This window comes from Ensifer sp. 4252 (assembly GCF_050434565.1).
GTDB lineage: Bacteria > Pseudomonadota > Alphaproteobacteria > Rhizobiales > Rhizobiaceae > Ensifer.
The window spans coordinates 47,943-74,271 of sequence record NZ_JBNDIU010000008.1 but is presented as its reverse complement, the minus strand read 5'-3'; the positions used below and the strand labels follow the sequence as shown (position 1 = coordinate 74,271).

The 26,329-nt window shown below is 60.9% G+C and carries 25 protein-coding genes and 1 pseudogene; 13 read left to right on the top strand and 13 right to left on the bottom strand.

The window, feature by feature from the left end; translation table 11 throughout:
* Positions 1 to 295: 295 nt before the first annotated feature.
* The 5 genes from ABIE33_RS17080 to ABIE33_RS17060 all read left to right on the top strand — a co-directional run bounded on the left by ABIE33_RS17080 (position 296) and on the right by ABIE33_RS17060 (position 3,643).
* A complete protein-coding gene (locus tag ABIE33_RS17080; RefSeq protein WP_429127085.1) occupies positions 296 to 1,009 on the top strand; it encodes a hypothetical protein in 714 nt (237 codons plus the stop codon).
* 205 nt (positions 1,010 to 1,214) lie between these two features.
* Positions 1,215 to 1,658 (top strand): thiosulfate oxidation carrier protein SoxY, encoded by a 444-nt coding sequence (locus ABIE33_RS17075; RefSeq protein WP_429127082.1) that lies wholly within the window; start codon positions 1,215 to 1,217, stop codon positions 1,656 to 1,658.
* A 17-nt stretch (positions 1,659 to 1,675) separates the two neighbouring features.
* A complete protein-coding gene (gene soxZ / locus ABIE33_RS17070) occupies positions 1,676 to 2,002 on the top strand; it encodes a thiosulfate oxidation carrier complex protein SoxZ (RefSeq protein ID WP_429127080.1) in 327 nt (108 codons plus the stop codon).
* A gap of 1 nt (position 2,003) precedes the next feature.
* Positions 2,004 to 2,372, top strand: a complete 369-nt coding sequence (locus ABIE33_RS17065) for a c-type cytochrome (RefSeq protein ID WP_429127077.1) — start codon at positions 2,004 to 2,006, stop codon at positions 2,370 to 2,372.
* Positions 2,369 to 3,643 (top strand): FCSD flavin-binding domain-containing protein, encoded by a 1,275-nt coding sequence (locus tag ABIE33_RS17060; RefSeq protein ID WP_429127074.1) that lies wholly within the window; start codon positions 2,369 to 2,371, stop codon positions 3,641 to 3,643. Before ABIE33_RS17065 ends, ABIE33_RS17060 begins: the two co-directional genes overlap by 4 nt.
* On the opposite strand, the gene ABIE33_RS17055 is transcribed toward ABIE33_RS17060, so the two are convergent.
* From ABIE33_RS17055 to ABIE33_RS17010, 10 genes are all read right to left on the bottom strand, one after another.
* Complete coding sequence (locus tag ABIE33_RS17055; protein ID WP_429127071.1) at positions 3,586 to 5,763, bottom strand: heavy metal translocating P-type ATPase; 2,178 nt, start codon at positions 5,761 to 5,763, stop codon at positions 3,586 to 3,588. The genes ABIE33_RS17060 and ABIE33_RS17055 overlap by 58 nt on opposite strands.
* The gene (locus tag ABIE33_RS17050; RefSeq protein ID WP_429127068.1) at positions 5,760 to 6,473 is read right to left on the bottom strand and encodes a sulfite exporter TauE/SafE family protein; all 714 of its coding nucleotides are present in this window, start codon (positions 6,471 to 6,473) and stop codon (positions 5,760 to 5,762) included. The genes ABIE33_RS17055 and ABIE33_RS17050 overlap by 4 nt, the downstream gene beginning before the upstream one ends.
* 55 nt (positions 6,474 to 6,528) lie before the next feature.
* On the bottom strand, positions 6,529 to 6,651 hold the full coding sequence (locus tag ABIE33_RS17045; protein WP_429127065.1) for a hypothetical protein: 123 nt from the start codon (positions 6,649 to 6,651) through the stop codon (positions 6,529 to 6,531).
* Positions 6,652 to 6,801: 150 nt separating this feature from the next.
* Positions 6,802 to 7,023, bottom strand: a complete 222-nt coding sequence (locus ABIE33_RS17040; RefSeq protein ID WP_429127062.1) for a hypothetical protein — start codon at positions 7,021 to 7,023, stop codon at positions 6,802 to 6,804.
* On the bottom strand, positions 6,980 to 7,171 hold the full coding sequence (locus tag ABIE33_RS17035) for a hypothetical protein (RefSeq protein WP_429127059.1): 192 nt from the start codon (positions 7,169 to 7,171) through the stop codon (positions 6,980 to 6,982). Before ABIE33_RS17035 ends, ABIE33_RS17040 begins: the two co-directional genes overlap by 44 nt.
* Positions 7,172 to 7,173: 2 nt before the next feature.
* A complete protein-coding gene (locus tag ABIE33_RS17030) occupies positions 7,174 to 8,835 on the bottom strand; it encodes a cbb3-type cytochrome c oxidase subunit II (protein ID WP_429127057.1) in 1,662 nt (553 codons plus the stop codon).
* On the bottom strand, positions 8,832 to 10,283 hold the full coding sequence (locus ABIE33_RS17025) for a cbb3-type cytochrome c oxidase subunit I (protein ID WP_429127054.1): 1,452 nt from the start codon (positions 10,281 to 10,283) through the stop codon (positions 8,832 to 8,834). The genes ABIE33_RS17030 and ABIE33_RS17025 overlap by 4 nt, the downstream gene beginning before the upstream one ends.
* 64 nt (positions 10,284 to 10,347) lie before the next feature.
* Positions 10,348 to 10,815: a c-type cytochrome gene (locus tag ABIE33_RS17020; protein ID WP_429127052.1), complete on the bottom strand. Its 468-nt coding sequence runs from the start codon at positions 10,813 to 10,815 to the stop codon at positions 10,348 to 10,350.
* 13 nt (positions 10,816 to 10,828) lie between these two features.
* On the bottom strand, positions 10,829 to 11,965 hold the full coding sequence (locus ABIE33_RS17015; RefSeq protein WP_429127049.1) for a metallophosphoesterase family protein: 1,137 nt from the start codon (positions 11,963 to 11,965) through the stop codon (positions 10,829 to 10,831).
* A gap of 106 nt (positions 11,966 to 12,071) precedes the next feature.
* Positions 12,072 to 12,743 carry a carboxypeptidase regulatory-like domain-containing protein gene (locus tag ABIE33_RS17010; RefSeq protein WP_429127046.1) on the bottom strand — a complete coding sequence of 224 codons (672 nt, stop codon included), beginning with the start codon at positions 12,741 to 12,743 and terminating at the stop codon, positions 12,072 to 12,074.
* A 296-nt stretch (positions 12,744 to 13,039) separates the two neighbouring features.
* Between ABIE33_RS17010 and ABIE33_RS17005 the strand changes: the two genes are divergently transcribed.
* From ABIE33_RS17005 to groL, 3 genes and pseudogenes are all read left to right on the top strand, one after another.
* Entirely contained in the window at positions 13,040 to 13,651 is a 612-nt protein-coding gene (locus ABIE33_RS17005; protein ID WP_429127044.1) for an SCO family protein, read from the top strand.
* A gap of 197 nt (positions 13,652 to 13,848) precedes the next feature.
* A pseudogene (locus ABIE33_RS17000) lies at positions 13,849 to 14,271 on the top strand (aminotransferase class I/II-fold pyridoxal phosphate-dependent enzyme); the annotation flags it as partial.
* Between the two features lie 76 nt (positions 14,272 to 14,347).
* Positions 14,348 to 15,988, top strand: coding sequence for a chaperonin GroEL (gene groL, locus ABIE33_RS16995; RefSeq protein WP_429127042.1), 1,641 nt, complete (start codon positions 14,348 to 14,350; stop codon positions 15,986 to 15,988).
* Between the two features lie 480 nt (positions 15,989 to 16,468).
* Here the strand turns inward: groL and ABIE33_RS16990 are convergent, their stop codons facing one another.
* Complete coding sequence (locus tag ABIE33_RS16990) at positions 16,469 to 17,089, bottom strand: FMN-dependent NADH-azoreductase (protein WP_429127040.1); 621 nt, start codon at positions 17,087 to 17,089, stop codon at positions 16,469 to 16,471.
* Positions 17,090 to 17,478: 389 nt separating this feature from the next.
* Here ABIE33_RS16990 and ABIE33_RS16985 point away from each other — a divergent pair, with 389 nt between their 5' ends.
* Positions 17,479 to 18,087: a TetR/AcrR family transcriptional regulator gene (locus ABIE33_RS16985; protein WP_429127037.1), complete on the top strand. Its 609-nt coding sequence runs from the start codon at positions 17,479 to 17,481 to the stop codon at positions 18,085 to 18,087.
* A gap of 122 nt (positions 18,088 to 18,209) precedes the next feature.
* Here the strand turns inward: ABIE33_RS16985 and ABIE33_RS16980 are convergent, their stop codons facing one another.
* Positions 18,210 to 18,875: a TetR/AcrR family transcriptional regulator gene (locus tag ABIE33_RS16980; protein ID WP_429127034.1), complete on the bottom strand. Its 666-nt coding sequence runs from the start codon at positions 18,873 to 18,875 to the stop codon at positions 18,210 to 18,212.
* A 616-nt stretch (positions 18,876 to 19,491) separates the two neighbouring features.
* On the opposite strand from ABIE33_RS16980, the gene ABIE33_RS16975 reads away from it, so the two are divergent.
* A complete protein-coding gene (locus ABIE33_RS16975) occupies positions 19,492 to 20,031 on the top strand; it encodes a hypothetical protein (RefSeq protein WP_429127031.1) in 540 nt (179 codons plus the stop codon).
* A 215-nt stretch (positions 20,032 to 20,246) separates the two neighbouring features.
* Here ABIE33_RS16975 and ABIE33_RS16970 read toward each other — a convergent pair whose 3' ends face one another.
* Positions 20,247 to 20,876, bottom strand: coding sequence for a TetR/AcrR family transcriptional regulator (locus ABIE33_RS16970; RefSeq protein WP_429127028.1), 630 nt, complete (start codon positions 20,874 to 20,876; stop codon positions 20,247 to 20,249).
* Positions 20,877 to 21,078: 202 nt separating this feature from the next.
* Here ABIE33_RS16970 and ABIE33_RS16965 point away from each other — a divergent pair, with 202 nt between their 5' ends.
* From ABIE33_RS16965 to ABIE33_RS16955, 3 genes are read left to right on the top strand one after another with little or no spacing between them, the layout of a single operon-like run.
* Positions 21,079 to 22,143, top strand: a complete 1,065-nt coding sequence (locus ABIE33_RS16965) for an efflux RND transporter periplasmic adaptor subunit (RefSeq protein ID WP_429127466.1) — start codon at positions 21,079 to 21,081, stop codon at positions 22,141 to 22,143.
* 1 nt (position 22,144) lies between these two features.
* Positions 22,145 to 23,242: an efflux RND transporter periplasmic adaptor subunit gene (locus tag ABIE33_RS16960; protein WP_429127025.1), complete on the top strand. Its 1,098-nt coding sequence runs from the start codon at positions 22,145 to 22,147 to the stop codon at positions 23,240 to 23,242.
* Positions 23,239 to 26,289 carry an efflux RND transporter permease subunit gene (locus ABIE33_RS16955; RefSeq protein WP_429127022.1) on the top strand — a complete coding sequence of 1,017 codons (3,051 nt, stop codon included), beginning with the start codon at positions 23,239 to 23,241 and terminating at the stop codon, positions 26,287 to 26,289. Before ABIE33_RS16960 ends, ABIE33_RS16955 begins: the two co-directional genes overlap by 4 nt.
* Positions 26,290 to 26,329: the final 40 nt, after the last annotated feature.

Sequence of the window (26,329 nt, the reverse complement as noted above, 5' to 3'; positions counted from 1 at the left end):
CCTGGTACTCAATCGCGATTGCGGCTCTTTGGCGCCGTCGGCCAGTGTCGTTTCGTGTGTGGGTGAAGACGTAAGGGCGGATCAAGGACGGCGGAAAACGATGACGCTTGTAACTAACGGTCGGCTGGATCATCATCGCCCACCAGCAGCCATTGGCTTCAGCCACGTCAACCTGAGATCAACCCATGAGTATGAGGCCTTGGACCGCCAAAATCGGGCGCGGTCTGACCGAGATACCAGCAGGGCCTATGAAACACTTCGGGGGACGACGAAGGAAGAGAAGGAGTTTCTGAAAATGACGAAGCATCTTCTGGCCGGCGTCTTCATCGCCGGCATCCCGTTTTGCGCTGGTTCGGTCTTCGCGCATCCGATCACCGCCAAGCCGTCCGAAGCCGTCAAGGCATCCTTCGATATCATCGAGACGAGTATCGTTACCAAGGGCGATACGGCGATCTTCTCGACCCGCGTGCGCGGCGAAGCGGGGTCAGAGAAGCCGGTCGCCACCGGCAACTTCGCTGGATCGGAGGTCTACGCCTATGTCTGGCCGACATCGCTCAACAGCAGCGATATCGGATTTGAAAGGGACCAGGGCATCGTTGCGCTTGCCGTGACCTTCCATCCCGATTTTGACGATGGCGCCAACGGCAAGAAGAACCGCGACGCCTGGCATCCGCATTGGGTTGTCCTCAACGAAGACAAGGCGTGCCGCGGCGGTCTGAAGGTGACCGACATTCCGGAAGGGACCAAGCCGAAGCTCCCTGCGACCTGGCCCAATGTTCCGCTGTTGATCGACAGCCCGGACTACCCGACAAGGTTCAAGAGCGATGCGGTCGAGGTTTCCATACCGCTGTCGTTTCTTGGCGCAATAGCGGCTGCTTCTTATGATGGCGTCACGGCGGGGTTGAAGATAAATGCCAACCTTCACGCGCCGCTATTGTGTGTCGACAATGTTTTCAAGGTCGCGTCGGGAAACCTCAGCCTGCCGGGCAAGGTCACAGCCGCCAAATGACCGCGGCGAGAGCTATCGGTTCCGCGGTTCGAGTGAGAAGAAACCGAAACCTGAACACCCGATGCCATGATCGATTTACGGGACAGGGGGACCGGGTGTACTCTTCTTCCGGGAACTGCGGCGGCGGTTTAACCTCAGGGGGCCGGGATGGCGGAGTCTCTGTGATGGACGGCAACGCACCCTAGAAGGCGCCGGAGACGGGACGATGAGCTTGACACGCCGCCATATGCTGACGGGCACAATCGGGGTCGCGGCCCTTGTTCTCTCGGCGCCGAAGCCGACGCAGGCAGCGGATGATGTGGCGGATTTCCTCTGGCAGCGGACAGGTCGAACGGCAATGCCTTCGGATCGTGTTCGGCTCGAGATGCCGGCGGAGTTCGCCACAGGCTACACGGTGCCCATGGACATTTCGGTCGACAGTCCGATGACGAAGACCGACTACGTCAAGTCGCTCAGGGTTTTCGCTCCGAAGAATCCGCTCGTAGAAGTCGTTCAGCTCCATTTCGTGCCGGAGCGTAGCCTCGCGCGCATCTCGACGCGCATTCGTCTGGCCGCCCCGCAACACGTCGTGGCGCTTGCCGAGATGAGCGATGGCAGCCTGTTGATGACGAAGGCCTGGGTCACCGTCGCCACCAATGGCTGTCTCTAGGATCGGGAGGTCGGGCGATGACCACACCTGTCCCTCGCGTACTGGTTCCAGGCTCCGTGTCCAGGAACGAGGTGTTCCAGATAAAGGCGATTATCCAACACGAGATGGAAACGGGCCTGCGTACCGACAGCGCGGGTCAAGTGATCCCGCGCAAGATCATCAACCGGTTTGTTTGCCGTTACGGTGGCGTCGAGGTGTTCCGTGCCGACTTGCACGAGGCGGTCTCGGCCAATCCGTTCCTGGAGTTCTACCTGCGCGCAACGGAGAGCGGACGGCTCGAGTTCATCTGGGAGGAGGACGGCGGCGCCGTCTATTCGCTGTATCACGACATGGCGGTCACCTGACATGAGCGCGAAATCGAGGGCCATGGCAGTTCGGCGCTGCAAGGCGGTTGCAAGCGACGTCGGCTTGGTGCTCGGACTTTGGCTGTCGGCCCTGCTTGTTTCGGGAGGCGCGATCGCTGCGGATGCGAGCCAAGGGGCCCAGATCGCAGCCACCTGTGCATCCTGCCACGACCCGGGCGGCCGCGGCCACGCGATCCCGCCGGTCACGTCGCACGACGAGCAGACGATCATCAGGTTGATGCACAACTACCGGTCAAGCGGAGGCCTGAGCCATGTGATGCACGCCGTCGCGCTGTCGCTGTCGGAAGAGGAACTGGTCGCGGTGGCGCGTCACCTTGCGTCCAAAGCCGGGGATCGAGGCTCGCCATGACGGACTGGACGCGTCGGCAGATCTGCGGGGTGGCTGGAGGTGTGCTGGCCACAGTCGCTACGCCGCACGTCGGACGAAGCCAGAACGGGCCGCGCGTCGTCGTGATCGGCGGCGGCATCGGCGGCGCGACGGTCGCCCGATATCTTGGCGACCTGAGAACGGTGGACGTGACCCTCGTCGAGCCGAAACGCCGCTACATCACCTGTTTCTTCAGCAATCTTTACCTCGCCGGACTTCGTTCGCTCACCAGCCTGACCTTCGGTTTCGAGGCGTTGGTCGAACGCCATGGCGTCAAAGTGATCCATCAGGCGGCAACGGCGGTCGATCCGGATACGAAGACGGTGACGCTTCAAAGCGGGGAGAAGCTGGTCTATGACCGGCTGGTGGTCGCCCCGGGCATAGCCTTCGCATCCGGCACGATCGGCAATTACGACGCGTCGACCGCAGAAGTCATGCCCCATGCCTGGAATGCCGGACCCCAGAGCGAGCTGCTGCGACGACAGCTCGAAAGCATGGAGGATGGCGGCGTGTTCGTGATCGTCGCCCCCCCAAATCCGTTCCGTTGTCCGCCGGCGCCATACGAACGAGCCTCGCTCGTCGCCTACTATTTCAAGCAGTTCAAGCCGAGGTCGAAGATCATTGTCGTGGATGCCAAGGATAGCTTCTCCGGCCAGGAACTGTTCCAGGAGTCCTGGGGGCGCCACTATCCCGGCATGATCGAGTGGCTTCCGTCCCAATTCACGGGCGCAGTCAAGGCCGTCGACGTCGCGGCGCGATTGGTGGTGACCGAAGGCGAGACGTTCAATGCAGCGGTCGCCAACGTCATACCGGCCCAAAAGGCCGGGCTCATCGCCGAGCAGGCGGGCCTCACCGACGTGTCCGGCTGGTGTCCGGTCGATCCTGTGACTTTCGAGTCGACGCTCCGGCCCGGTATCCATGTCGTAGGCGACGCGATCGTTGGCGGCGACATGCCGAAGTCCGCCTTCTCTGCCAACAGCCAGGCCAAGGCCTGCGCTTTTGCCATTGCAGCTGCGTTCAGGGGCTCGCAGCACTTTCCGCCGCACCTGTTCAACTCATGCTATACGTTCATGGCACCCGATGACGCGTTTACCAATGCGATTACCTTCGCAGCCGAGGACGGGAAGATAAAGGCCACCCGAACCTTCATGAGCAAGTTGGGCGAGAGCCCCGAGGTCCGCCGCCGTACGGCCCATCAGGCCGTCGGCTGGTATTCGGCGTTCACGACAGACGTGTTCGGCGGAGGCTCCTGATGGAGTTTTTGACCTTGCTGGCCATCGATGTCTGATGGGACCGGCTCCGGCAGGCGCAGGAGCCGGATCGAATTCATCACCACCAGAACGCTCGATCCGGCCATGACGGCCGCCGCGAGGATCGGCTGCAGAAGGCCAAGCGCCGCCGCCGTCAAGGCGATGAAATTGTACCCGAAGGCCCAAAGAAGATTGGTGAGAATGGTCCGGCGAACCGCGCGGGCTACGTCGACGACCCAGGGCAGTAACCAGAGCCCGCCGTCGGGCAAGACGAGCGCTGCGGCTTCACGGGCGAGGTCGGTGGCCGAACCGACGGCGATGCCGACATCGGCGTCGGCCAGGACGGGGCCGTCATTGAGCCCGTCGCCGACCATGGCCACCATGCCCCGCGTCTGGCGCAGGCGGTGCAGGGCCCGCCGCTTCGCATCAGGCGAGAGGCCGGCCTCGATCTGAGCGATGCCAACGGTTGCCGCGATGCGTTGGGCCGTCCCGTGCAGGTCGCCGGTTAGGAGCACCGGATGCATTCCGCGGCTTTTGAGCACCCCGATCGTTGCCGATGCCTCGGGCCGCGGTGTGTCATCGAGCAACAGCAGCGCCCGAACACGGCCCCTCCAGCCGACATGCATGAGGGAATGGCCATCGGCCTCTGCGGCGCGGGCCCGCGCGGACAGGTGCGACGAAAGAGGCCACCGAAGGTCGTCCATCAGCAACGCGCTGCCTGCCGCGATCGCCTCGCCGTCGAGCGTGCCCACCATGCCCCGACCGGGGATGACACGTGCACCCTGCGCCGGCGCCGGCCGAACGCCGCTGGCGCCGGCGGTCGCGGTGACTGCCTTCGCCAGCGCATGATCGGAGTACTGGGTGAGACTGCTTGCGCGCGACAGGACATCGGTCGCCTCAACGCCATCGCGTTCCATCTCGACGATGGTGGGCTTGCCCGCCGTCAAGGTGCCCGTCTTGTCGAAAGCCACGCATTTTAGGCCGGCGAGCGCCTCCAGCACGCCGGGATCACGGACCAGGCAACCGCGACGCGCCAGCCGCCCGATGCCAAGCGTCGTTGCCAGCGGGGCGGCGAGTCCGACCGCGCATGGACAGGCCACGACAAGGACCGCCAGTCCGGTCAGCATCGCTTGGTCGAGGGGTAGGGACTGTGCCCAATACGTTGCCGTCAGTCCGCTAAGGACGAGGACAATCGGTACCGAAATCGTGACGATCCGGTCGGCGATGCACTGTGTTGGACTGCGGTGCGAGAGTGCATCACGCACGGATCGGCCGATCCGAGCCCATTGGGTGTCGCTACCGGCGCTGCTGCTGCGGATGAGCAGGGGGCCGTCGAAATTGATGCTGCCGGCGATCACAAAGGCGCCGGGCGCCTTGTGAAGCGACCGGCTTTCGCCGGTTATCACCGCCTCGTCGACGTTCGATTCTCCCTCGCGAACCAGGCCGTCAACGGGAATCCGCTCTCCCGGCAGCACCCGCACGAGCATGCCGACCATCACCTCACGAGCGGGACGGCGCGTGTCCACGCCGTCAAGCACGACGGTCGCGAACTCGCTTTCTGCCGCCAGCAAGGGCTCGAGGTCGCGGGCAGCATTGGCCCGCGCGGCGGCCTCGAGATAGCGCCCAAGCGTGAACAGAAACAGTACCATTGCCGCGGTATCGAAGTAGACATGCGCGCCTTCGAGCATGGCAAAGACGGAATAGAAATAGGCCGATGCTACCCCCACCACGATTAGCGCCGAGGAGGTCAGGCGCCCCGCCAGGGCGCGCTCGAACGTTTCCTGTAGGAAGGGGCCGCCTAGGAGCACGATCGCCGGCGTCGTGAACGCGAAGAGCAGCCCGTGAACCCATGGAAGCAGATAAGCATCGGCGTCGGAAATTGCGCCGGTGTAGAGAAAAAGACTGACGAGCATGATGTTCATGGAGAGGAAGGCCGCGACCCCGAGCCGGATCAGAAGCCACGCCGCCTCGGCCTCCTCGCCTCTGCCTTCCCTGACCTGATAAGCGATGCAGCAGCCGTAGCAGCAGAAGCTTTTCTCCGCTCCATTCAGCCTGCGCTGCAGCGGCCGCCGGCCGAGCGAAAGCAGGCAATGATCGCAGAACGCTTCGCCTTGCGCGCTCATAGGAGATGATCCCCATGGAAAAAGCCGACAGGCAGGACGCCACGGCCCAGCGTCACGAGGCCCAAAATCAGAATGAATGTACCGGCAATCCGGACGCCGCGCTGTCGCCACGAGGGTCGCAGGACACCGCCGACCCCGCCCATCATCAGCATCGCCGGAAAGGTTCCGAGCCCGAAGGCAGCCATTGTAAGAAAGCCGGAAACTGCCCCGGCCGTGCTCGCCGCCTGGGCGAGAAAGGCGTAGACGAGCGGACAGGGCAGGAAACCATTGAAGACCCCGAAGGCAAGCGGGGCAGCGGGTCCGGGAGCCTTCAGCACTCTGCCCAAGGTCGCGGCGAAAAGGCTGCCCCCAGGGCCGGTGGTCAAGCGGTGAAGCCTCCCGAGGAGGCCGAAAAACTGCAGGGCGATGACGATCATCAGGAGTCCCGCGACGATCGCCAACACACGCTGCGCGGCATCGACGGGTCCGGCCAGCGGCAATGTCGCGAAAGAGCCTGCGGAAGTGCAGACCACCTGGCCGAAGGCGCCGGCCAACGCGCCCAAAAAGCAATAGGTCGTCAATCGGCCGGTGTTGTAGAGGAGGTGCCGCAGCGCCGTGGCGCTGGGGCCATGCCGGTCGCGGCCAAGCGCGCAGGCGAAACCGCCGCACATGCCGACGCAGTGGAAACTGCCGGCAAACCCTGCCGCGAACAATACGAGGTATGGAAGCATCCATGATCCTCCTGCCCAACTCTGGCTGCTGCGGCGTCGATCCTTTCGCCACGGCCTATTTCCAGGCGAGGTATGCCACCCAGACGAAGAAGCCGATGTGGAAAATAGCGCCGCCGACGAAGGCCAGCGTCTGGATCAGTCCCGCATCGGCAAGCGAAAAGACGGTCTGCGGCAACATCGCGTTCCTCCCGTTAGCCCCAGAAAGCCAGGACGACATTCAGCGTCAACGCGGCGAGCAGAAGAACCAGGTTCAGCACTGCGACTGCTAGGATTATCCGGGCTGCCAACATTTCACACTTCCTGTTCCGCTGCCTTTGTCCTCAACACATCAGACCCGCCCTGGCCCCAGGCCGCCCCAATACCGGTAAGCGTAGTAGAGGGCCCAGGCGAAGAGCACGAAGTATACGACCAGCAGCCAGACGGGGATGGTGCCGTGGTGTGCCTTTATCGATCCGCCCGAATATTCCTCCAGGTCGTGGTGGGCCGGGTCGGGTAGCTCTGGCTCTTTACGCTTGCCGTTTTCGTCGTTGCTCGTGGGCACGTTCGTCATTTTCCATTTCCCTTTCGAAAAATTTCCTCGACGCCTCGTCAGTGTTGAACAGGGCCCCCGAGAGCACGCCCCAGATGAACAGGCACAGTGCGCCGAGGCTCATCAGAAGGGCACCGAGATAGGGCCCGGTAATTCCAAACTCGGTCATGCTCAGCCTCCTTGCGCCGTTCCAGCCGCTGCATCCGGCTCGCCGGCGCCAACTGCTGTGCCGCTTCCGGGCACATAGGCTTTCTCCGGCGTGGCCGCCTGGCGGGTAAGCTCGTCCAGCGCCTTGCGATCGGGCTCCGGAATGTTGAGCGGCTCGAGCGTGAGCGGGTCTTTGTAGGCCGAGAGCGCAATCACATGATAGGACAGCGCCCAGCGGTCCTCATCGGGAAACGCATCTCGATAAGACGGCATGGGCGTGCCGCTCAGGCCGGTGGATATCGTGCGAAAGATATCCTCGACCGCCGTACCCGACTTGAACTGGCCGCTTGTGAGGTCGGCCGGAACGATCGGGAAGCCGAGGTCGTCCTTAAGACCGGCGGCTTTCTGGCCATCACCCTTGCCCGTTTGGCCGTGACACTCCCAACACTTCGCCGCCTGCCAGATTTCCTGTCCTCGAGCGAGCATCTGCTGCGATGGGGCCGGCGCCCTGCCGATAATCAGCGGCGGGCCGGGCGGCTCCTCGACGAAGAACGTATAGGGCGCGGACGGATCCGAGCGGTCGACGGCAAGTTCGAATTTGATGTACTGGATGACGGAAAGGCGATCGTTGACCGGCAATTCGTGCCAGGCAGGCATGGCCGTGCCGCGAATGCCGCGCGTGATCGTGCGGAACAGGTCGCCATCCGTCGGCAAAGGTTCCTTGGTGAGCCTGAACTTGAACACGGCAGCCGAGAAATCGCGGGGACGCTGCTTGTAGAGGAAGGTCGCGGCCGGCCCGTTCCCGTCACCGTTGACTCCGTGGCATCCTACGCATCGCCGTTCGTAGACCTCCTTGCCATGGGCGATCCATTCGTCCGAACGCGGCAAGGTGACGTCGATCACTGCCAACTGCTGCGGTTCGAACAGGTCGCGCCATTTGCCGCGCTGCATGCCGAGTTTCTGGAGATAGGCGATGAGAGCTTGAAGCTCCTGCGTTTCAGCGGCGATTCTCACCGCATCGCCACCGAATTGTTCGCCGGGCGTAAGGACGACCGGCTTCTTGTCGCGCGCCGCCAGCGGCACGAAGAGCAGGCCGTCGGCATTCGGCGTCAGCGAGATCGTGGCCTGGCTATCGTAGTCGAAAAGGGCCTCGGTCGCCGGCGACCTTTCCAGTGTCCGGTTTCCCGCTCCATCGTCGACGATGGGAACTGAGGCGTCGAGTTCGTTGAAGAGGCCTCGATAGGGGGCCATCACCGAGTCGGGCGACAGCATCCGGGGATTCCAGAAATGAGCAAGATGCCACTCGTCGCTGAACTTGAGACCGACCCGCATGAGGTCCGGGCCGATCCGCCGGGTTCCGAACAGGTGAGGCACGTCAAAGGCAAATTCGCCGGCTTCGGTTACGGGCCCCCAGCGGCGCGTCTCGCCCGTGACGGGACGCACGAACTGGGAGTGGCAATACCAGCAGCCTTCGCGAAGGTAGATTGCGCGGCCCTCCTTCTGCAGCGGCGTGTAGTCCGTTGCGTCGGTGAGCATCCATTTGAGTTCGCCCATTCCCGTGCGGACTACGGCCGTCACCTTGGTGGTGCGTGCCGAGGGCTCGAAGAAGGGCAGGATGCCTTGCGTGAACACGGCCAGAAAGAAAAAGAGGACGCCTGCGACCAGGGCTACGAACCGCGCAGTCATTCGGCTAGCTCCCCGGCCGGCAGCGTGCTCGGACCCCGCCGCGGAGTAATCTCTCTCTCGACGCTGGGCTGGGCAAGCGTCGTCAATGCAAGATTGATCACCAGCAGCGCCATGCCGAGATCCATGCTGATGCCGGCAATAGTGCGGACGAACCAGTACGGCTTCATCTGGGCCACGGTGTCCAGCCATTCAACCCCGTTCATCCATTGGAAGCCCTGCTGCAGCCCGCCGGCGGTCAACACAAGACCCATCGTTGAGATGCCGACCGTGATCAGCCAGAACGACCAGTTGCCTAGTCTGAACGAATAGAGTTCTCGATTAAACAGGCGCGGCCAGACATAGATCAGCCCCCCCATCGCCCATACGACAAAGGTCCCAAACACCGTCAAGTGGGAGTGTGAGATGACGAAGTCGGTAAAATGTGTTGGCTGTTGCAGACTACGCAGCGCCTCGGTCGATCCCTGGAAGCACCCGATGAGATACATGATCGAGCCCATGATAAGGAACTTGGCCGGCAGGTTCCCGCCAAATTCATGCCACTTGCCCGTCATCGTGCCGAAGAAGTTCACGAGCACGGTCCAGACCGGGATGATCAGCAGCATGGAAGTGACGATTGCGATGGTCTCGGCCCAGTCGGCGATCGGACTGTAGAGATAGTGGTGAATGCCGACAAAAGGATAGAAGAGTGCGAGCGACCAGAAACCGACAAGCGACAGTTTGTGGGAAAAGAGCGGATTGCGGGCGCTGAGCGGCAGGAAGAAGTAGATCAGCACATAGCCCGCGGGCGTCAGCCAAAGCCCCACGATGTAGTGGATGTAGAGACCGTGGAACGCGGCGCTGTTGATGCCGGTGATCGTGTAGGGCAGGATAAAGCTGCCGAGCACAAGGTTCATCGTCGTCCAGACGAATGCGCCGATCAGGTACCACAATGCGACGTAGAGAGGAGGCTCGAGGCGCCTGGAGATGGTGATCAGGAACTGCGCGGTTACGGTCGCGACGATGGCGAAGATCGGGATCTCCGCGAATAGTGGCAGTTCTCCCGCTTCCAGGCCGTGGTTCTCCCCGAAAGTCAGAGAGACAAGAGCGGCGGCAAGCGCCACATTCCACAGCCATGCCAACGGCACGCCGAGGGCCGGCCATGGAACTCGCACGCCACAAAGACGCGGCACCAGGTAGTAGCACTCGCCAATGAACAGGGCCGAAAAGGCCCCGAAGATGACGCCATTGACATGGACCGGTCGCAGACGGCCGAAGGTCAGTTCGAGATTGCCCGTGCCGAGATAGTCGGGGAAGGTGAACAGCCCTGAAATGGCGACGCCGACCGAAGGCGTCACCATCAGCCAGAACATACCCCAGTAGAGCCACGTGCGCACCACAGGGCCGTCAACCAGCGCGTCCAGGTCGACGTCGGCGAACCTACCGCGCAGTACGACCGCGGTCTCTGCCAAGACACATCTCCTCTTCGCTGCGCCAGTTCGGTTCGCCGCAGTTGTTCAAGCCAGTCACGTGCCCCTAGAACTTCCCTGGCTGCAACACCGAACCGGTGTTTGACCAGGTTATATAGGCTTCGAGCGCCTTCATCGCGTCGGATTCCGGATCGATCTTCACGCCTTGGTTCGGCTTCTCGATGCACCAGTTGATCATGTCGCGCAGGGTTGCGAACTTGGCCATCTGCGCCTGGAACTTCGGGAAGGATTGCGGGTGGGTGTCCGACGCCATCGGATGACACATCGCGCAGGCCATGCCGGTTTTTGACAGGTCGTCGCCGACGCCCATCGTCTCGGCGGTTGCGGCATCGCCATGGAAGAGGAGGTCGCCCTTGCGGACCTCTTCCATGAAAACCTCCTGGTACGCCTTCAATTGTTCGGGCTTTACTGGATCCTTGTGAGCGTTGGTCGGTCCCGCCAAAATGGCGGCTACGGCAATACCCCCGATCAGGGGGACACGCCGCAGTGACCAGCGGAACTTCAGGGTTGTCATAACCGTTCCTCCGCTAATAGGGCCACATATTGTCGGCAATCCTTGGCCGGATCACCTCCGAGACATGCTTGTCGTGGTCTTCAGGCGATTGCACGAAGACTTCCTTACGGCCCCACATCACATATTCCGTTTCCACCTCGTCGGTGACCGCCACGTCGATCTTGCTCCAGCCGACACCGTCAAAAGGATCGCCGGGATCGACGCGGATCATTGGCTTGGTAAGTTTCGGCAAGCCTTCCGGCGCATAGGGCCAAGGCCACGACGTTGCCAGCATCCCGATCGACCGCAACGTGCCGATCTCGTTGTAGAGGACCTGGTGCACATGGCCGTGAATGTTGGTAACCTTGTTGAACGGCTTCAGCACTTCGTGCACTTCGCGCCAGTCACGAACCCAGAAATTCCAGGGCGGATAATATTCGTAGAGGGGATTGTGGCTAAAGATGACCACCGGCCGCGCCTTGTCCCAGTCGGCCAATGTCTTTTCCATCCAGTCGAGCTGGTCCCGGCCAACGCCGGCCCATGGCCCGGCGACTGTGCCGTCGAGCGTTGCCATATGGCCCATGCGCTCGTCGGGAGTCATGTTCCTGGCAGTCCAATAGTCCGGTCCTCGACTGACAGTGTCGAGGCCGATAAAGCGGACCCCCTTGTGGTCGAAGGACCAGTTGGGTTGGCCAAACAGCTCGCCCCATTTCTTGCCCATGTCGAGGTACCAATCGTGCTCGCCCGGGATGTAGTGTTTCGGGATCTTGATCTCTTTCAGCAGGTCGACGCCGAGTTCAAGCTCCTCGATCTTCCCGAGCTGCGCGAGGTCACCACCGAAGATCAGAAAGTCGGCGGGCGGATCCATCGCCTGGACTTCCTGCGCCGCACGCACGACCTTGTCGACGAAGCGCGTGTTCAGGGATCGTGGATAGAGATGGGTGTCCGAGATCCAGGCAAACTTGAAGGGCGTTTCGGCCGCATGTGCGATGTCAAGCGTGTTGAGCAGCGGCCACCACGCGAAGGCCTGGCCGACGGTTGCGGCGCCGAATATCAGTGACCCGTGAATGAACGTGCGGCGGGTGATTTTCAGCGAGTCGTCGGGTCGAACCCCTTCGGGTTGTAATACGGAATGCATTTCGCGACGAATGCGATCAAGTTCGTCAGACATGACGTTTCCTCCTTTGAGGCCGACAGAAGAACTCGGCCCTACAGAGGCAGACATGGCTTGAAGCCACGTCGTTACTTTTCTTGTTTTTACCGTGCTTTACTTCGCACTACTTCTTCTTGAGCTCGATATCGAGCGTCGTGGCCTTTCCGCCCTCAACGCTCACGGGTATTTCCATCGGCCCGATGAAGGGCTGAACCGCTACAAGTTTATACTCGCCCGGGGGCACATCCGTGATCGAGAATTTCCCGTCGGCCCCGGTAACCGCGTAGTAGGGATTGTCCACCACGTAGATCCAGCCTTCCATCCAACCATGTGCGTCGCAGTCGATGCGAACCGCGCCCGGGCGGGGCAATTCAACCGGGATGCGCTGGCCCTTGTTCGGCAGAGCCAGGTTGAAGGTCGTGCGCTTGCCGTAGTAGCCATGCGTATTGTGAAGCACCGGGTCCGAATTGACCACGTCGAGCGGTCCGGCGGCAATCACTTGCACTTCCGGTTCGAAGCGGCATTTCTCATTGTCGAGCTCAGGTGTCTTTCCGGCCGCCGGCCAATCCTTGCCGGAGGCCACCTCGACCAGGTACACGACTGCGCTTTCGACAGCCTGGTTTGCTCCAACGCGGATCAGCGGCTCTTCCCGCGGATCCCCGCAAACCTCGACATCCTTGGTCGGTATGATCTTCTGCGTCGGGACGTTGCCACGATAGACGATAACGCCTTCGATGGACCCACCTCCGGTTACGGCGCTTACCTCATAGGCCAGCGCGGGGGGTGCCATAGTCATCACTGCAGCGGCTACGAGAAACTCAGAGAAGTAGTGCCTACCCACAGCAAGCCTCCATCCCTAAGGGAAAGGTTGCATTTTCGTTCATAATGATTCTAATATCAAGACGAAATCGCGACTTCGGTAGGGCTGGCGAAGAGTGCAACACGCCAGCAGGAAAATGACCCGACCGCACCAGACCTCGCATCCACTTGCAAATCGGTTCTTCTGACCAGCCCGCCAGTCTCACCAGGCATCCGTTTGAATCGCTGCCGACGGCGTGCGGCGAAAACATCGGCTCGCGAGGAGGGAGGCACGTGGAAGGGCGGAATGATCGACGTTATGCTTCGGTTTTTCACCGCACGATCCTCTATGGCTTCCTCTCAGCCGCGGCATACATCATCACTGTGCCTGTTTTCGCCGCCTCGCCGGCGACGATCGGCGGACCGTTTAGCCTGATCGCACCGGACGGATCGACGGTAACTGATGCAAGCTTCCGTGGAAAATGGATGCTGGTCTTCTTCGGTTACACCTTTTGTCCCACCATCTGCCCCACGACACTGAGCGAGATTGCACTAGCCCTCGAGAGGCTTGGGCCCGACGCGGCGAAAGTGCAGCCGGTCTTCATCACCGTCGATCCCGAACGCGATACACCCGATGTGCTGGGGCAATATACCGGCGCGATCGACCCGCGTATCGTAGGATTGAGCGGGAGCCAGCGACAGATCGCCGCCGTATCGGAGGAATATGGCGCCTACAGCGAACGGCACGCATCGGCAACGAGCCCAGACGACTATGTCGTCGATCACAGCACGTACATTTACGTCATGGACCCGCAAGGCAGCTTTGTGCGCGGACTGAAGGCCGGAACGCCCGCTGACACCATAGCCGACACGCTGCGGCGGCTGATGAGAAAGGCCGGTCAGTAAAGCTACGTCGAAACGGATGCAACGCGGAGACAGGGAAGGCCATGCCGGAGCGGTTGTCGCATTCCGAAATGTCAGGGACGGTGCGTTACGATCGGTTCTGTGCCGATGCGATAGCGCAACTCCATACCGAGCAGCGCTATCGGGTGTTCGCGGACCTCGAACGGATCGCCGGTTGCTTTCCCCGCGCAATCTGGCATGCGTTGCCGCCACCGATCTGTGCCGCGGCCACCGCCGCGATCCGCCATTTGAAGGTGTCGCAGGCTGAACGCCAAGCTCATCAGGACCGTGTCCAGCGGGTGAAGGCGGAGCTAACTGCGGCGACGCTGCCAGCCATGACCAGCGACAGCCATATCGTTCCGGTGTGGATCGGCGATCCGGCGAAATGCAAGGCGGCGAGCGACATGCTGCTCGCCGACCTCGGCATCTATATCCAGCCGATCAACTTTCCAACTGTGGCGAGGGGAACCGAGCGGCTGCGTATCACGCCCTCTCCATGCCACGACGACATCATGATCGGGCAACTGGTGGCGGCGCTCAGCGACGTTTGGCACGAACTTGGCCTGCCGGGGGACCATGCCGCAAGCGCGGTAGAAAGCAGGGACTATCGCACAAAGTCTTAAATGGACAGCTCCACTACAAGGGTCATCGCGTCCTTGTTCATCTGCTCAGATGCGCGACCGATAAAGGGAGGGAGATATGACGGCCAAGGAGATCAAGCTCGCCTTCCAGGCGCGCGACAGCATGCTGCATGGCATCGATACGCTTGCCCGTGCCGTCGCGGTTACGCTTGGGCCGCGGGGTCGAAATGTTGCCATCAATCGCTCCTTCGGCACGAAGATCACCAAGGACGGTGTGACAGTTGCGAGAGAGATCGAACTCGAGGACAAGTTCGAGGACATGGGCGTTCAGTTGCTCAGGGAGGTTGCCATCAATACCTCCTATCAGGCCGGCGACGGCACGACGACGGCGGTAGTGCTCGCCGACGCAATCCTCAGGGGCGGTGTCCGGGTTGTCGCTGCTGGCATGAATCCGATGGACGTGAAGCGCGGGATAGATCGTGCGGTCGAGGCCGTCTGCGCGGCGTTGAAGCAGAATGCAAGATCTGTTGTTTCAAACAACGAAATCATGCAGGTCGCCACGATTTCGGCGAACGGAGACCGGGAGATCGGCCAGATCATCGCCGCGGCGATGGCGAAGGTCGGCAGCGACGGCGTGATCATGATCGAGGAGGGAAGGTCGCTCGAAACCGAAACTGAAGTAACAACCGGCATTCAGTTCGACCGCAGCTACATCTCTCCCTATTTCGTCACCAATCGAAACAAAATGCGGGTGGAGATGGAGGACGCGCTTGTCCTTGTTTGTGAGAAGAAGCTGGGGAGCCTTAGCGAAATCTTGCCACTTCTGGAAAAGGTCGTGCAGTCCGACAAACCGCTTTTCATCATCGCCGAGGACATCGAGGCCGAAGTCAGGGCTGCGCTGGTCGTCAACAGGCTTCGCGGCGGCCTCAAGGTGGCTGCCGTCAAGGCGCCGGCGTATGGTGAACTCCGTAAGGCGATCCTGCAGGACATAGCGCTGCTAACCGGCGGAACCGTTATCTCCGAGGATCTCGGCCTTAAGCTCGAGACAATATCGCTCAACGACCTCGGCCGTGCCCGGAAGATCACGGTCGATAAGCAGAACACCGCGATCGCGGACGGAGGCGGGTCAAGCACGGAAATCGCTGCACGGATCGCTGCTATCAAGGCCCAGCTCGGCCTGTCCCCATCCGACTTTGATCGGGAAAAGCTCCAGGAGCGACTGGCGCGGCTCTCCGCCGGGATTGCCGTCATCAGAGTCGGCGGTGCGACAGAATCGGAGGTCAGGGAGAAGAAGGATCGTATCCGCAACGCCATGCATGCCACCCGTGCTGCCGTAGAGGAGGGAATCCTGCCGGGCGGTGGCGTTGCTCTACTGCGCGCAAGCAAGACGATCCAGACGCTGAAGGCTGGGAACCCCGACCAGCAGGCCGGCATCAACATCGTCAGGGAAGCCGCAACCTGGCCAGCGAAACTGATTGCATCAAACGCGGGCGAGGATGGCTTGGTCGTAGCAGCTAGAATTCTCCAGAGGGATGACTACGACTGGGGTTACGATGCCCAAGCCGGAACGTTTCGCGATCTGCTGGTGGCGGGCATTGTCGATCCGGCCAAAGTCGTGCGCACGGCGCTGCAAGGTGCCGCCTCCGTGGCCGGCCTGATGATCATGACGGAAGCGATGGTGGCCGAGGTGCCTGGCCCACCGCCGCCTGAGCTTCCCGGCCACGATGACCACGAGGCCAATCTGGATATCGAATTCTAACCTGCATGAATTCTAACCGCGCTCAAGCGATGGATGCGTTACGCAGGGCAACTCGGCAATGCAGCGTGGACGGCCGGTGTTTAAAACGCCTTCGGCCAGATCGATGATGCGCGCAGCGGTTTTCTTTCATCCGATATCTAGGATCCTTCGACCAAATTGGACGAGGAAAACGAATGGCGGAAGCAATTCTCCTCTTGGGCCGGACGTTCGGCACGGCAAAAGGGTTTGTCCTGATCTCACATTTTGCCGCGACCATGCCAGAGTCGTCTTTTGGCTGGATCGGGCCAGCCTGCCGAACATATGATTTTCTCTAGTAACCGCGCGCCTTGGTGACGGTGGCTGACGGCAATTCTCCGAACTGAAGTCGATAGGCGGCCGAGAAGCGCCCGAAATGGCTGAAACCGTAGTGAGCGGCGACCGCGGTGACGCTGAAGCGATGCTTTTTACCGAAGCCGCGCGCGACCGGGCTCTACAACATGCTTATGCGATCTCTAGCTCGGCGACCTTTGCCTCTGCCGCCTTCAGCGATGAAGTTCGCTGCTCGGAACTTACGTTGACCCCATCGGCGGCGATAACCTCAAGATTGGCAATGCCGATGAAAGCCAGCACGCTCTTCAGATAGCTCAGCGTGTGCTCCAAATTCTCTGCTGGAGAGCCCGGTCCGTAGAAGCCGCCGCGCGCCAAAGCTATGATGACGCGCTTGTTGCCCACCAAACCTTCGGGGCCCTTTTCGGTGTACCGAAACGTCTTGCCCGGGACGGCGATTCGATCAATCCACGCCTTCAGTTGGCTGGGCACGCTGAAATTATACTGGGCTACGCCGAGAACGACGGTGTCGGCTGCCAGGAACTCTTCCAGAACAGCTTCGCCAAGCGCAAGGTCGGCCTGAAGCGCGGCATCATGGCTCGCTTCCAAGCCTCCCCTGACCACGGCTACGTAGCTGCCCGTAAGGTGGGGGATCGGCTGAGCTGCAAGGTCGCGATAGACCACGTCAACGCCAGGATTGAGATTCTTGAGGCGCGCGACTACAGCCGCCGAAAGCGCTCGGCTGACGGAGTTTCCGCCGAGAATGCTGGAATCGAGATGCAGAAGGGATGGCATCGATGAACCTCATACATGGAATTAGCAGGGATTGAACTGAACGAGACAGAAATCTCGATCAACAGAAATGATCTATAAAGTCATTGCGACGATTTAGTCAATATGAAAGTTCGCTGGTCGTCTGAGAGCTAGAGTTGGGTCGCGCCCAGCTTTCGAGCGCCTCTAAGGGGAGATTGGAACATTTCTGCTGCGATATCGCCGGTGTTCCGCAGCATGCACCGCCGCGATTTCGCGGTTCTCTTTCAGAACGGCTTGGCCTGCCGGCATCCCTTGATCGGGTTGTGACCGCTTCGCCGGTGGGCGAGCCCAGATAAAGTTCAATTGAACGTAATAGTCAAAACGACTATATGATCATAACGAGCCACGGGATTTGCGGAGCAGGTTGACGAATGGCAAAGATAAATTTGGAGCGCCGGGCGAAGATCGGGCGCGAAAGGCGGGCGAGGACGCACGCGCAAATCGTCGAAGCGGGGACGATGTTGCTCGCGCAAGGGCCTGCCCAAGCCCTCACGGTGGATGCTGTTGCGGAGGCAGCAGGGCTCGCGAAAGGCACTTTCTACTATCACTTCCAGAACATCGAGGAGTTGGTTTCTGCGATAAGTGTGCAACTCGGCCGGAGTTTCGACGACGTGCTGGCGCCCGCCCGGCTCGAGATGAGAGACCCTATCGCCCGCCTGTCTTTCGCCTTCACGCAATCCCTGGAAAAAGCGATTTCAGACACTGGCTGGGCGCGGTTGGTCGTTCAGAGCTCACAAACCCCGGGCGAGTTCGGCCGCAGTATTCGCGACAATCTCAAAACCGAGATTGCTGAGGCGATTGCTCAAGGGCATATGACAGTGAAGGACCCGGAACTGGCTGTCGACATCCTCGTTGGAATTTGGCTGCAGGTGACCCGTGGCATTCTCGAACGAGTCGCCCCACCTGAATTGTCCAGCCAGGCTCTGGAAGCGGCACTTCGGGCCATCGGCAGTGCCCGACCCAAGAACTGGAGTTCTTGAAGGGGTCCGGAGAAGCTTCCGTGTCGGCATGATAGAGCATTTCCTATGCCACCCGCCTAGTGGATCTGCCTCCTCGCAAAGCAGGCCGAAAACGCGACTTCTGGTCCGCACCGCATATTCGTTTAGTTCGTCGCGCTTCGCGAGGTGGTGTCCTGCGTGGGAGTGGCTGGTAAGCGCAAAAGTACAGACTTGGCTTCCTCAGCATTGAGGCCGATCGCGCGCAGAATCGCGCTGATGGCAGCGTCACGGTCGATCGAAGACAGCCTTCCTTCGCCGAGCGCGCGCAAGATCTGGAGCATGATTCCAACGACAATCTCCAGTTTCAGCTCTGCGGACACTCCGTCGTCGGGCAATGCCTTTGAGAACTGCTGCAGGTCTTCGAAGAGGCGGCGGCGGGCAATCTCGCCACCCTTCGGAGCTGCCGCCGCCAGTCTGGCGACAACGCTGGCCCATAGAGGGTCTTTGAGAGCCTTGTCGATGAATGAGTAGCACCCGAAGGCAATCTTTAGAGCAGGGTCGGTGAGGGAGCCCCGGCCCGGCTGCAGCAGTTCGTCGAAGGACTTCACCAGTTCCTCCGCGACCGCTGCGGTCACTGCCTCCAGGCTGTCGAAATGAACGTAGAAGGTTCCCTTGGCGACGCCGGCCTCCTTGACCACGTCATCCACTGTGACAGATTCCACCGCCTGTCTAGCAAACAGCGAATTGGCAGCAGCAACAAGCTGCGCTCGCGTTCTCGCGCGCTTTTCGCGTCCGATTTCGGCGCGTCGGATCGGATCGATATTGGCCATGGTGCAGACATCCTGAAAACTATTTAGCCAAGTAGGTCATATTGACCAGAATGTCCAGTTACCACTCCTAACCCGATGCGACGACTCCGCGTAGTCGCGCAAGATCGTCCACCCGCAGCCGTCGTAAAGCTACCCGCAAACCCAGCGCGCGAGACGTACCAACATCGAAGCACCCGTATGCCCGGCGCTAAGCGACGCGGCGAGAGAGCTTCTGCATTTTACAAGTTTCTCATATTGACGTTAATGTCGAATTGACGTATTGTTCAACTCGAGGGCTTGGTTCGGTTATGCGTAGGCCTTCTCATCATCAAACCCTTACAACCTCGAACCTTTCGAGCGGAGGCTTTCATGCGCCCGTCGTCCGGTCAGTTTCTTTGTGTCTGTGTTGCCAGCCTTTGTCTTGCTGGCATTTGCGAAGTCCCAGGGCTCACTGTCGCGACCATGCTGACGTTGGTCGCCTGTGCCGTCGTCAACCACTTTCGGGCGGCGGGCGAGCCGGTGACAGATCCGCGTCCACGCGCGGCGCCTGCTCTCGTACGGCTGCACTGAGGGAGATCCAGTCATGCCGGAGACCCCAACCTCTCTCCTTGAGCGCTCTCTTCGATCGGATGCCCCAATGTACGCCGCACCGAGTGAGTACAAGCGCGACTATGTAGACAGGATGCTGCTTGCCGCATTGCAGGAGGCGCAAGTGACGGCGCGCTCCTATGACACTAAGGCGCAGATCGTTGGCGCCGGCTACATCCTGGCACTCAATCTGGTGCTGCATTTCGGTGATCTCCTGCCGACGCGCGCACCGCTTGGGCCGCTGTTCTTCGCCGTGGTCTGGGGTGTTGTCATCCTGCCCATCCTGCAGTTCGGGCAAGTGCTCTATCCGAGCCGAACTCGCGCAGAGAAGGACCTGATCGCAAACACCTCCGGTGCTTCCGAGGAGCGGGTCTATTATGTCGAACCCGACAGATTTGCCGATCTCAAAGACTTCGTGCGAGACGCCCGGAAGTCCGACTGGACCACGGTGCTCGGCGCCGAGTTGCTCAAGACATCTCGCGTCAGGATCATCAAGCAACTGCGCTTCCGGCGAGGTCTGATGATGGCCGTTGCGTCTTTCGTCGTCGTCGGAGGCGAGCAATTTATTCGGAGTCTCTCCATCGCCTGACAAGCGCTGATGGCGACGAGGCAGTGACCGAAGGCAGGACGATTGCCAGCGACCGGGAGTTTCCTCGGTTTCGAAACGCCAGGGGCTAGCCCCGCTTCTGCATAAGGATTGACGCGATGACGGCGAAGAAACCCCATCATTGCTTTTCTGCAACGCACGGCTCTCCGGAGGAGAAACATCATGTGACTTAAGTGGTTAGAGATCGGCGACCCAGCCTATGAACGCTGCAAGAGTCCATTTAGGGCCAGGTCGAGATGCGCCTCGATGAAGGCAGGTCCATCGATCGGCTTTCGATCCGCAAACATCAGGCGCCACAGGGCAACATGAAGGATCGAACTTGCGACGACGTCGGGAAACCTTGCAGCGGCCCCCTCGCGGAATTCTCCCGATGCTACGCCTTCCTCGACGAGGCTACGGACGGCAGCGATCAACGGGGCGATGAACTCGTCGTGGTGTCGGTCCACAATGTCGGGGAAGCGCGTCCCCTCGGACAATGACAAGCGCAGGAGTTCTCTTGTTTTCCGGTCGTCGGCGATCTTTTCGTATGCCAGGAGCAGGAGGGTCCGCAACCGGTCCGCAGCCGAGCCTTCGAGTGTGCTGACAGAAGCCAGCAAGTGCGCGAACGGCGTCGACATGTGGCGGAACATTTCCTCGAAGAGAACATCCTTCGTCGGGAAATAGAGATAGACGGTTCCCTTCGTCACCCCGAGGCGGGCGGCAACGTCTTCCACCCGGGTAGCGGCATATCCGTTGACGGTGAATTCCTCGAACGCGGCCTCGAGGATCTCCTGAGGACGCTTGGCTTTTTGTTCCGCCCGCGAGGCCTTCTTTTCGGTCTTGGTCATCACACTTCCATTTCCGGCTGGATTGGACGGGTCGTTCGAATCGCTTGGTTGCAAACAAGCCTAGCAGGTTAGCCCGGGTACACGGACCCGCCGCTTGGTCAACGACCAGCCCGGCACGCCTTGCTTAACTTTATTGACTAACCCGTTAGTCATTGATATTAGCGCATCCCTCTTTTGGTTGCAAACCGCTGTGGAGAAAAACATGCAGCCCTTTCGTTTGATTGGAATTGGTCTCGCCTGCGCCTATCTCGCCGCCTGCGAAGACAAAGCCGAAAAAGCGGCGCCGCCGCAGCAGGTTCGGGCCGTTCGTGCGTCGGCGAGCGAGTATCAGCCGAGCGCCCAGATCACCGGGGAGGTGAAGGCGCGGATCCAGTCCGACCTATCCTTCCGCGTCAGTGGTCGCGTGATCGAGCGCCTGGTCGATGTCGGATCGCATGTGCGTGCCGGCGAAGTCCTCGCCCGCGTTGGAGACGCCGAACAACGCGCCGACGTGGAGGTCGCCCGAGCCGGGCTCGAGTCGGCACAAGCGGTCTTCAAGCAGAGGAACCTGACGTTTGAACGGTACAAGGCGCTATTGCACTCACGCTCGATCTCGCAGGCAACCTTCGATCAGGCAGAGAAGGATCTGCGGACGGCGCAAGCCTCCCTGGAGACTGCGGAAGCGGCGCTCGCGACGGCTAAGGACGCCCTGTCCCACACTGAGCTGAAGGCTGATGCGGACGGGATCATCACCGCACGCGAAATCGAGGTCGGTCGGGTGGTTTCGGCAGCGCAGGCTGCCTTCACCCTCGCCCATGACGGGCCAAGAGATGCGGTCTTCAGCATCTTCGAGGCGTTCTTTATGGAAGGGCGGCCGCTGAGCGAAGTCGTTGTAGCGCCGGTCGCGGATCGGGCACTCGAAACGCAAGCGACCGTCAGGGAGATCGCTCCATTCATCGACACGAGAACCGGAACGATCCGCATCAAGGTGGCGCTGCGCGAAGATGCGCAATGGCCGCTTGGCACACCCGTCGTCGGTGAATTCCGTTCTGTTTCGCGCAAGGGGATCGTCCTGCCTGCGAGCGCTATCGCCTCGGCCATGGGCGAACCGGCCGTGTGGCTCATCGACCCCGCAACCCGCTCCGTGTCCCTGCGGAAGATCGCGGTCGCCAAGTACCGTCAAAGCGATCTGATCGTGGCCGGCGGGATCGCCCCGCAAGACCTTGTTGTCACCGAGGGCGGCAAGTTCCTCAGGGAAAGTCAACCGGTAGCTTGGGAGGGCAAGTAAGATGACCACCTACCGTCCCCACCTCTCATATTCACTCCTTGCAGCACTCGCGATTCTCGCCGGCTGTGACCAGGATGCCGGCGCTGGTGAGACCACTAGGCCGCGGCCAGTCAAGTCCGTCGCAGCGAGCGCAGAGCAGGCGGAGCTCGTGCATCTCCCTGGTATCGTCCAAGCAAGGGTTGAGACCGATCTTGCATTCCGGACGTTGGGGCGCGTCGTATCGCGCAAGGTGAGCGTCGGTGAACTCGTGCGCGCGGGCGATATCGTGGCGGAAATCGATCCAATCGCACTTCAGCTGTCTGTTCGCAGCGCGCAAGCCGATCTGCGCAACGCCGAAGCGCAGTTTGAGAACGCCCTGTTGACGCAGGATCGCAAGCGAAGGCTTGCCTCGACGAGCACCGGCAGCATTGCCGATTTGGACCTTGCCGATCAGATGCTGAAATCCGCGTGGGCCGGTGTCGGAAAGGCAAATGCCAGCCTGAACAAGGCGCGCGAGCAGCTTGGCTATGCCGCGTTGAAGGCCGAGTTCGACGGTGTCGTCACGGCCACCTGGGCCGAAGTCGGACAGACGGTGACTGCCGGTCAGCCGGTCCTGAAACTCGCACGCCTCGATCAGCGAGATGTGGTCGTCGACGTTCCAGACGCGTACTTCCGATCCTTGCGTCTGGGGGACCGGTTCGAGGTTGCCCTTCAGCTTGACAATACGCTGCGAACCTCGGGCGTTTTGCACGAGATCGGTCCACAGGCCGATGCCGGTACCCGCACCCACAGGCTGAAAATCGCTATCGATCAGGCGCCGGAGGTCTTCCGGCTTGGATCGGTGGTGACCGCGGCGCCGCCGGACGTACTGCAAGGGCGTCCGATCGGCGTACCTGCAACGGCCGTCGTCAAGAAGGACGGCGCCGACCATGTCTGGGTGGTCGACCCGGCGACACACGCCGTCTCGCTCAGAATCGTCCGGCTCGACACCCCCTCCACCGACATCCGCTCCGTCCGGGTCCTCTCCGGGCTCAAGGACGGAGAAGAGGTCGTCGTCGCCGGCGTGAATGAACTTGCCGAGGGGCAGAGTGTGAGAACTGAACAGGATAATCGCCCGTGAACAAATTCAATCTTTCAGACTGGGCGCTCGAGCACCGCTCGCTCGTCTGGTATTTCATGATCATCTTCGCAGTGGCGGGAGCCTTTGCCTATCTGGGCCTCGGCCGCGAAGAAGACCCATCCTTCACAATCAAGACGATGGTGATCCAGGCACAATGGCCCGGCGCCTCTGCCCAGGAAGTGACGCAGCAAGTTACAGACCGTATCGAAAAGAAGCTGCAGGAACTCAATAATCTCGAACACACCCGCAGTACCACAACCGCCGGCCAGACGATCGTCTTCGTCGATCTGCTGCCGGATACGAATGCGCAAGATGTAAAGCCCACCTGGTCGCGGGTGCGCAACCTGATCGACGACATCAAGCACGAGTTCCCCCAGGGCGTGGTCGGTCCGTTCTTCGATGACCAGTTTGGGGATGTCTACGGCAATATTTTTGCGTTCACCAGCGACGGGCTCAGTCACAGGGAGCTGCGCGACTTCGTCGAAGACGCCCGAACCCAGATCCTCAAGATTGCCGACGTAGGCAAGGTCGACATCGTCGGCGCGCAGGACGAGGTCATCTATCTCGAATTCTCCACCCGCAAGATCGCGGCCCTCGGCCTTAACCGCGCCGACATCATTTCCACCCTGCAGGCGCAGAACGCCGTCACCCAGTCGGGTTTCGTCCAGACAGGACCGGAACGGGTCGCATTGCGGGTCGGAGGGCGCTTCATCTCCGAAGACACCTTGCGTGGGATCAACCTACGGGTAAACGACCGATTCTTCCCGCTGACAGACGTTGCCAAAATTACCCGCGGCTATGTCGACCCGCCGACTTCGCTCTTCCGCTTCAAGGGAAAGCCGGCAATCGGACTGGCGATTGGCATGAAGACGGGGGGCAACCTGCTTGCCTTCGGCGAAGCGCTGGAAAATACAATGACCAGGATCGTTCAGGATCTTCCGGTCGGCGTCTCCGTCGAACAGGTATCCGACCAGCCGAAAGTAGTTCACGAGGCGGTGGGTGGCTTTACAAAAGCCCTGTTCGAGGCGGTCGCCATCGTGCTCGCGATCAGTTTCATCAGTCTCGGTTTCAGGGCCGGCCTGGTCGTGGCAATCGCGATCCCGCTGGTCCTCGCCATCACTTTTATGGTGATGCTCTATTCAGGCATTTCCCTGCAGCGAATCTCGCTCGGAGCGCTCATCATCGCACTCGGTCTTCTCGTCGATGACGCCATGATCGCAGTCGAGATGATGGTGGCACGGCTTGAAATGGGCGACAGTCTCAGGAAGGCCGCCACCTACGTCTATACGTCCACGGCCTTCCCGATGCTGACCGGCACGCTCGTGACGGTCGCGGGCTTCATCCCGGTCGCCTTCAACAAGAGCAGCGCCGGGGAGTTCACCTTCACCCTTTTCGTTGTCATATCCGTATCGCTCGTCGTCTCCTGGATCGTTGCTGTCCTGTTCACACCGCTCATTGGCGTGACCATCCTACCGAAGACGATGAAGAAGCATGGCGAACACAAGGGCTGGTTCGCGAGGGCGTTTTCGCGCCTGCTGCAATTTTGCCTGCGCTGGCGCTGGATGACGATCATCGCCACTGTCCTTCTCTTTTCTGGTTCGATCGCCGGCCTGTCGATGGTGCAACAGCAGTTCTTTCCAAGCTCCGACCGGCCCGAACTGATCGTGGACTGGAACCTGCCGCACAACAGCTCGATTGTCGAAACGAGCCGTCAGATGGCGCAGTTCGAACGCGAGATGCTGGCCGGCAACCCTGCGGTCGATCACTGGTCGACATATGTCGGAAGGGGCGCACCGCGCTTCATCCTTTCCTTCGACGTGCAGCCGGCAGACGTCTCTTTCGGACAGACAGTTATCCTCGCCAAGGGGCTCGACGATCGCGACAAGCTGAAACAGGAAGTGGAAGCTTACGTTCAGAAGACTTTTCCCGGGACTGACGCTTATGTGAAGCTGCTGGAAATCGGACCGCCGGTCGGCAAGCCGATTCAATACCGCGTGTCCGGCGAGGACCTCCAGACGGTGCGTGACCTGGCACAGAAACTGGGGTCCGTCATCGGTAGCTATCCTTCCCTCAAGAATCTCGCCTTTAACTGGAATGAACCGGCACGCGTCGTGAAGATCGACGTGCTGCAGGACAAGGCGCGGCAGCTCGGTGTCTCTTCTCAGGACATCGCCATGGCGCTCAACTCAGTCGTCCAAGGTGATGCCGCAACGCAGGTCCGCGACGACATCTATCTGGTCGATGTGGTCGGCCGTGCCTCGGAAAAGGAGCGCGGCTCGATCGACACGCTGCTCGACCTGCAACTGCAGAGCAGCAGCGGTCAGTCGGTTCCCCTGTCATCGGTCGCAACGTTCCGCTACGAGCTCGAACAGCCGACGATCTGGCGCCGCGACAGGGTCCCGACCATCACGATCAAGGCCGGGATCGGTGATACGACGCAGCCCGCAACCATCGTCAAGGCGCTCGCCGACAAGGTCTCGGCGTTTGAAAAGACCCTGCCGGATGGGTATTCCGTTGCAGTCGGCGGCGCGGTCGAGGAAAGCGCCAAGTCCATGGGTCCCATTGCAAAGGTGGCCCCCGCCATGTTCCTCATCATGGCGACCCTCCTGATGATCCAGCTTCAGAGCTTTCACAGGCTCTTCCTGGTCTTCTCGGTTGCCCCGTTGGCGCTCATCGGCGTCGTAATAGCGCTGCTCATGAGCAATGCGCCGCTCGGCTTCGTCGCCCTCCTGGGTGTGCTCGCGTTGGTCGGCATCCTCATCCGCAACTCCGTCATCCTGATCGTGGAGATCGAGGAATTGCGGGCCGCGGGAAAGTCGCCCTGGACGGCGGTGGTGGAGGCGACCGAACACCGCATGCGGCCGATCATGCTCACCGCCGCAGCCGCGACCCTGGCGCTGATCCCGATCTCGCACGAGATATTCTGGGGACCCATGGCCTATGCGATGATGGGGGGTATCGTCGTGGGCACGGCACTGACCCTCCTCTTCCTGCCGGCGCTCTATGTCGCCTGGTTCCGGATACCGCGTGAGATCGAGGGGAACTGAGATGATCGGTTCAATGCCTCTCGTCCGCCCGCGCAGCATT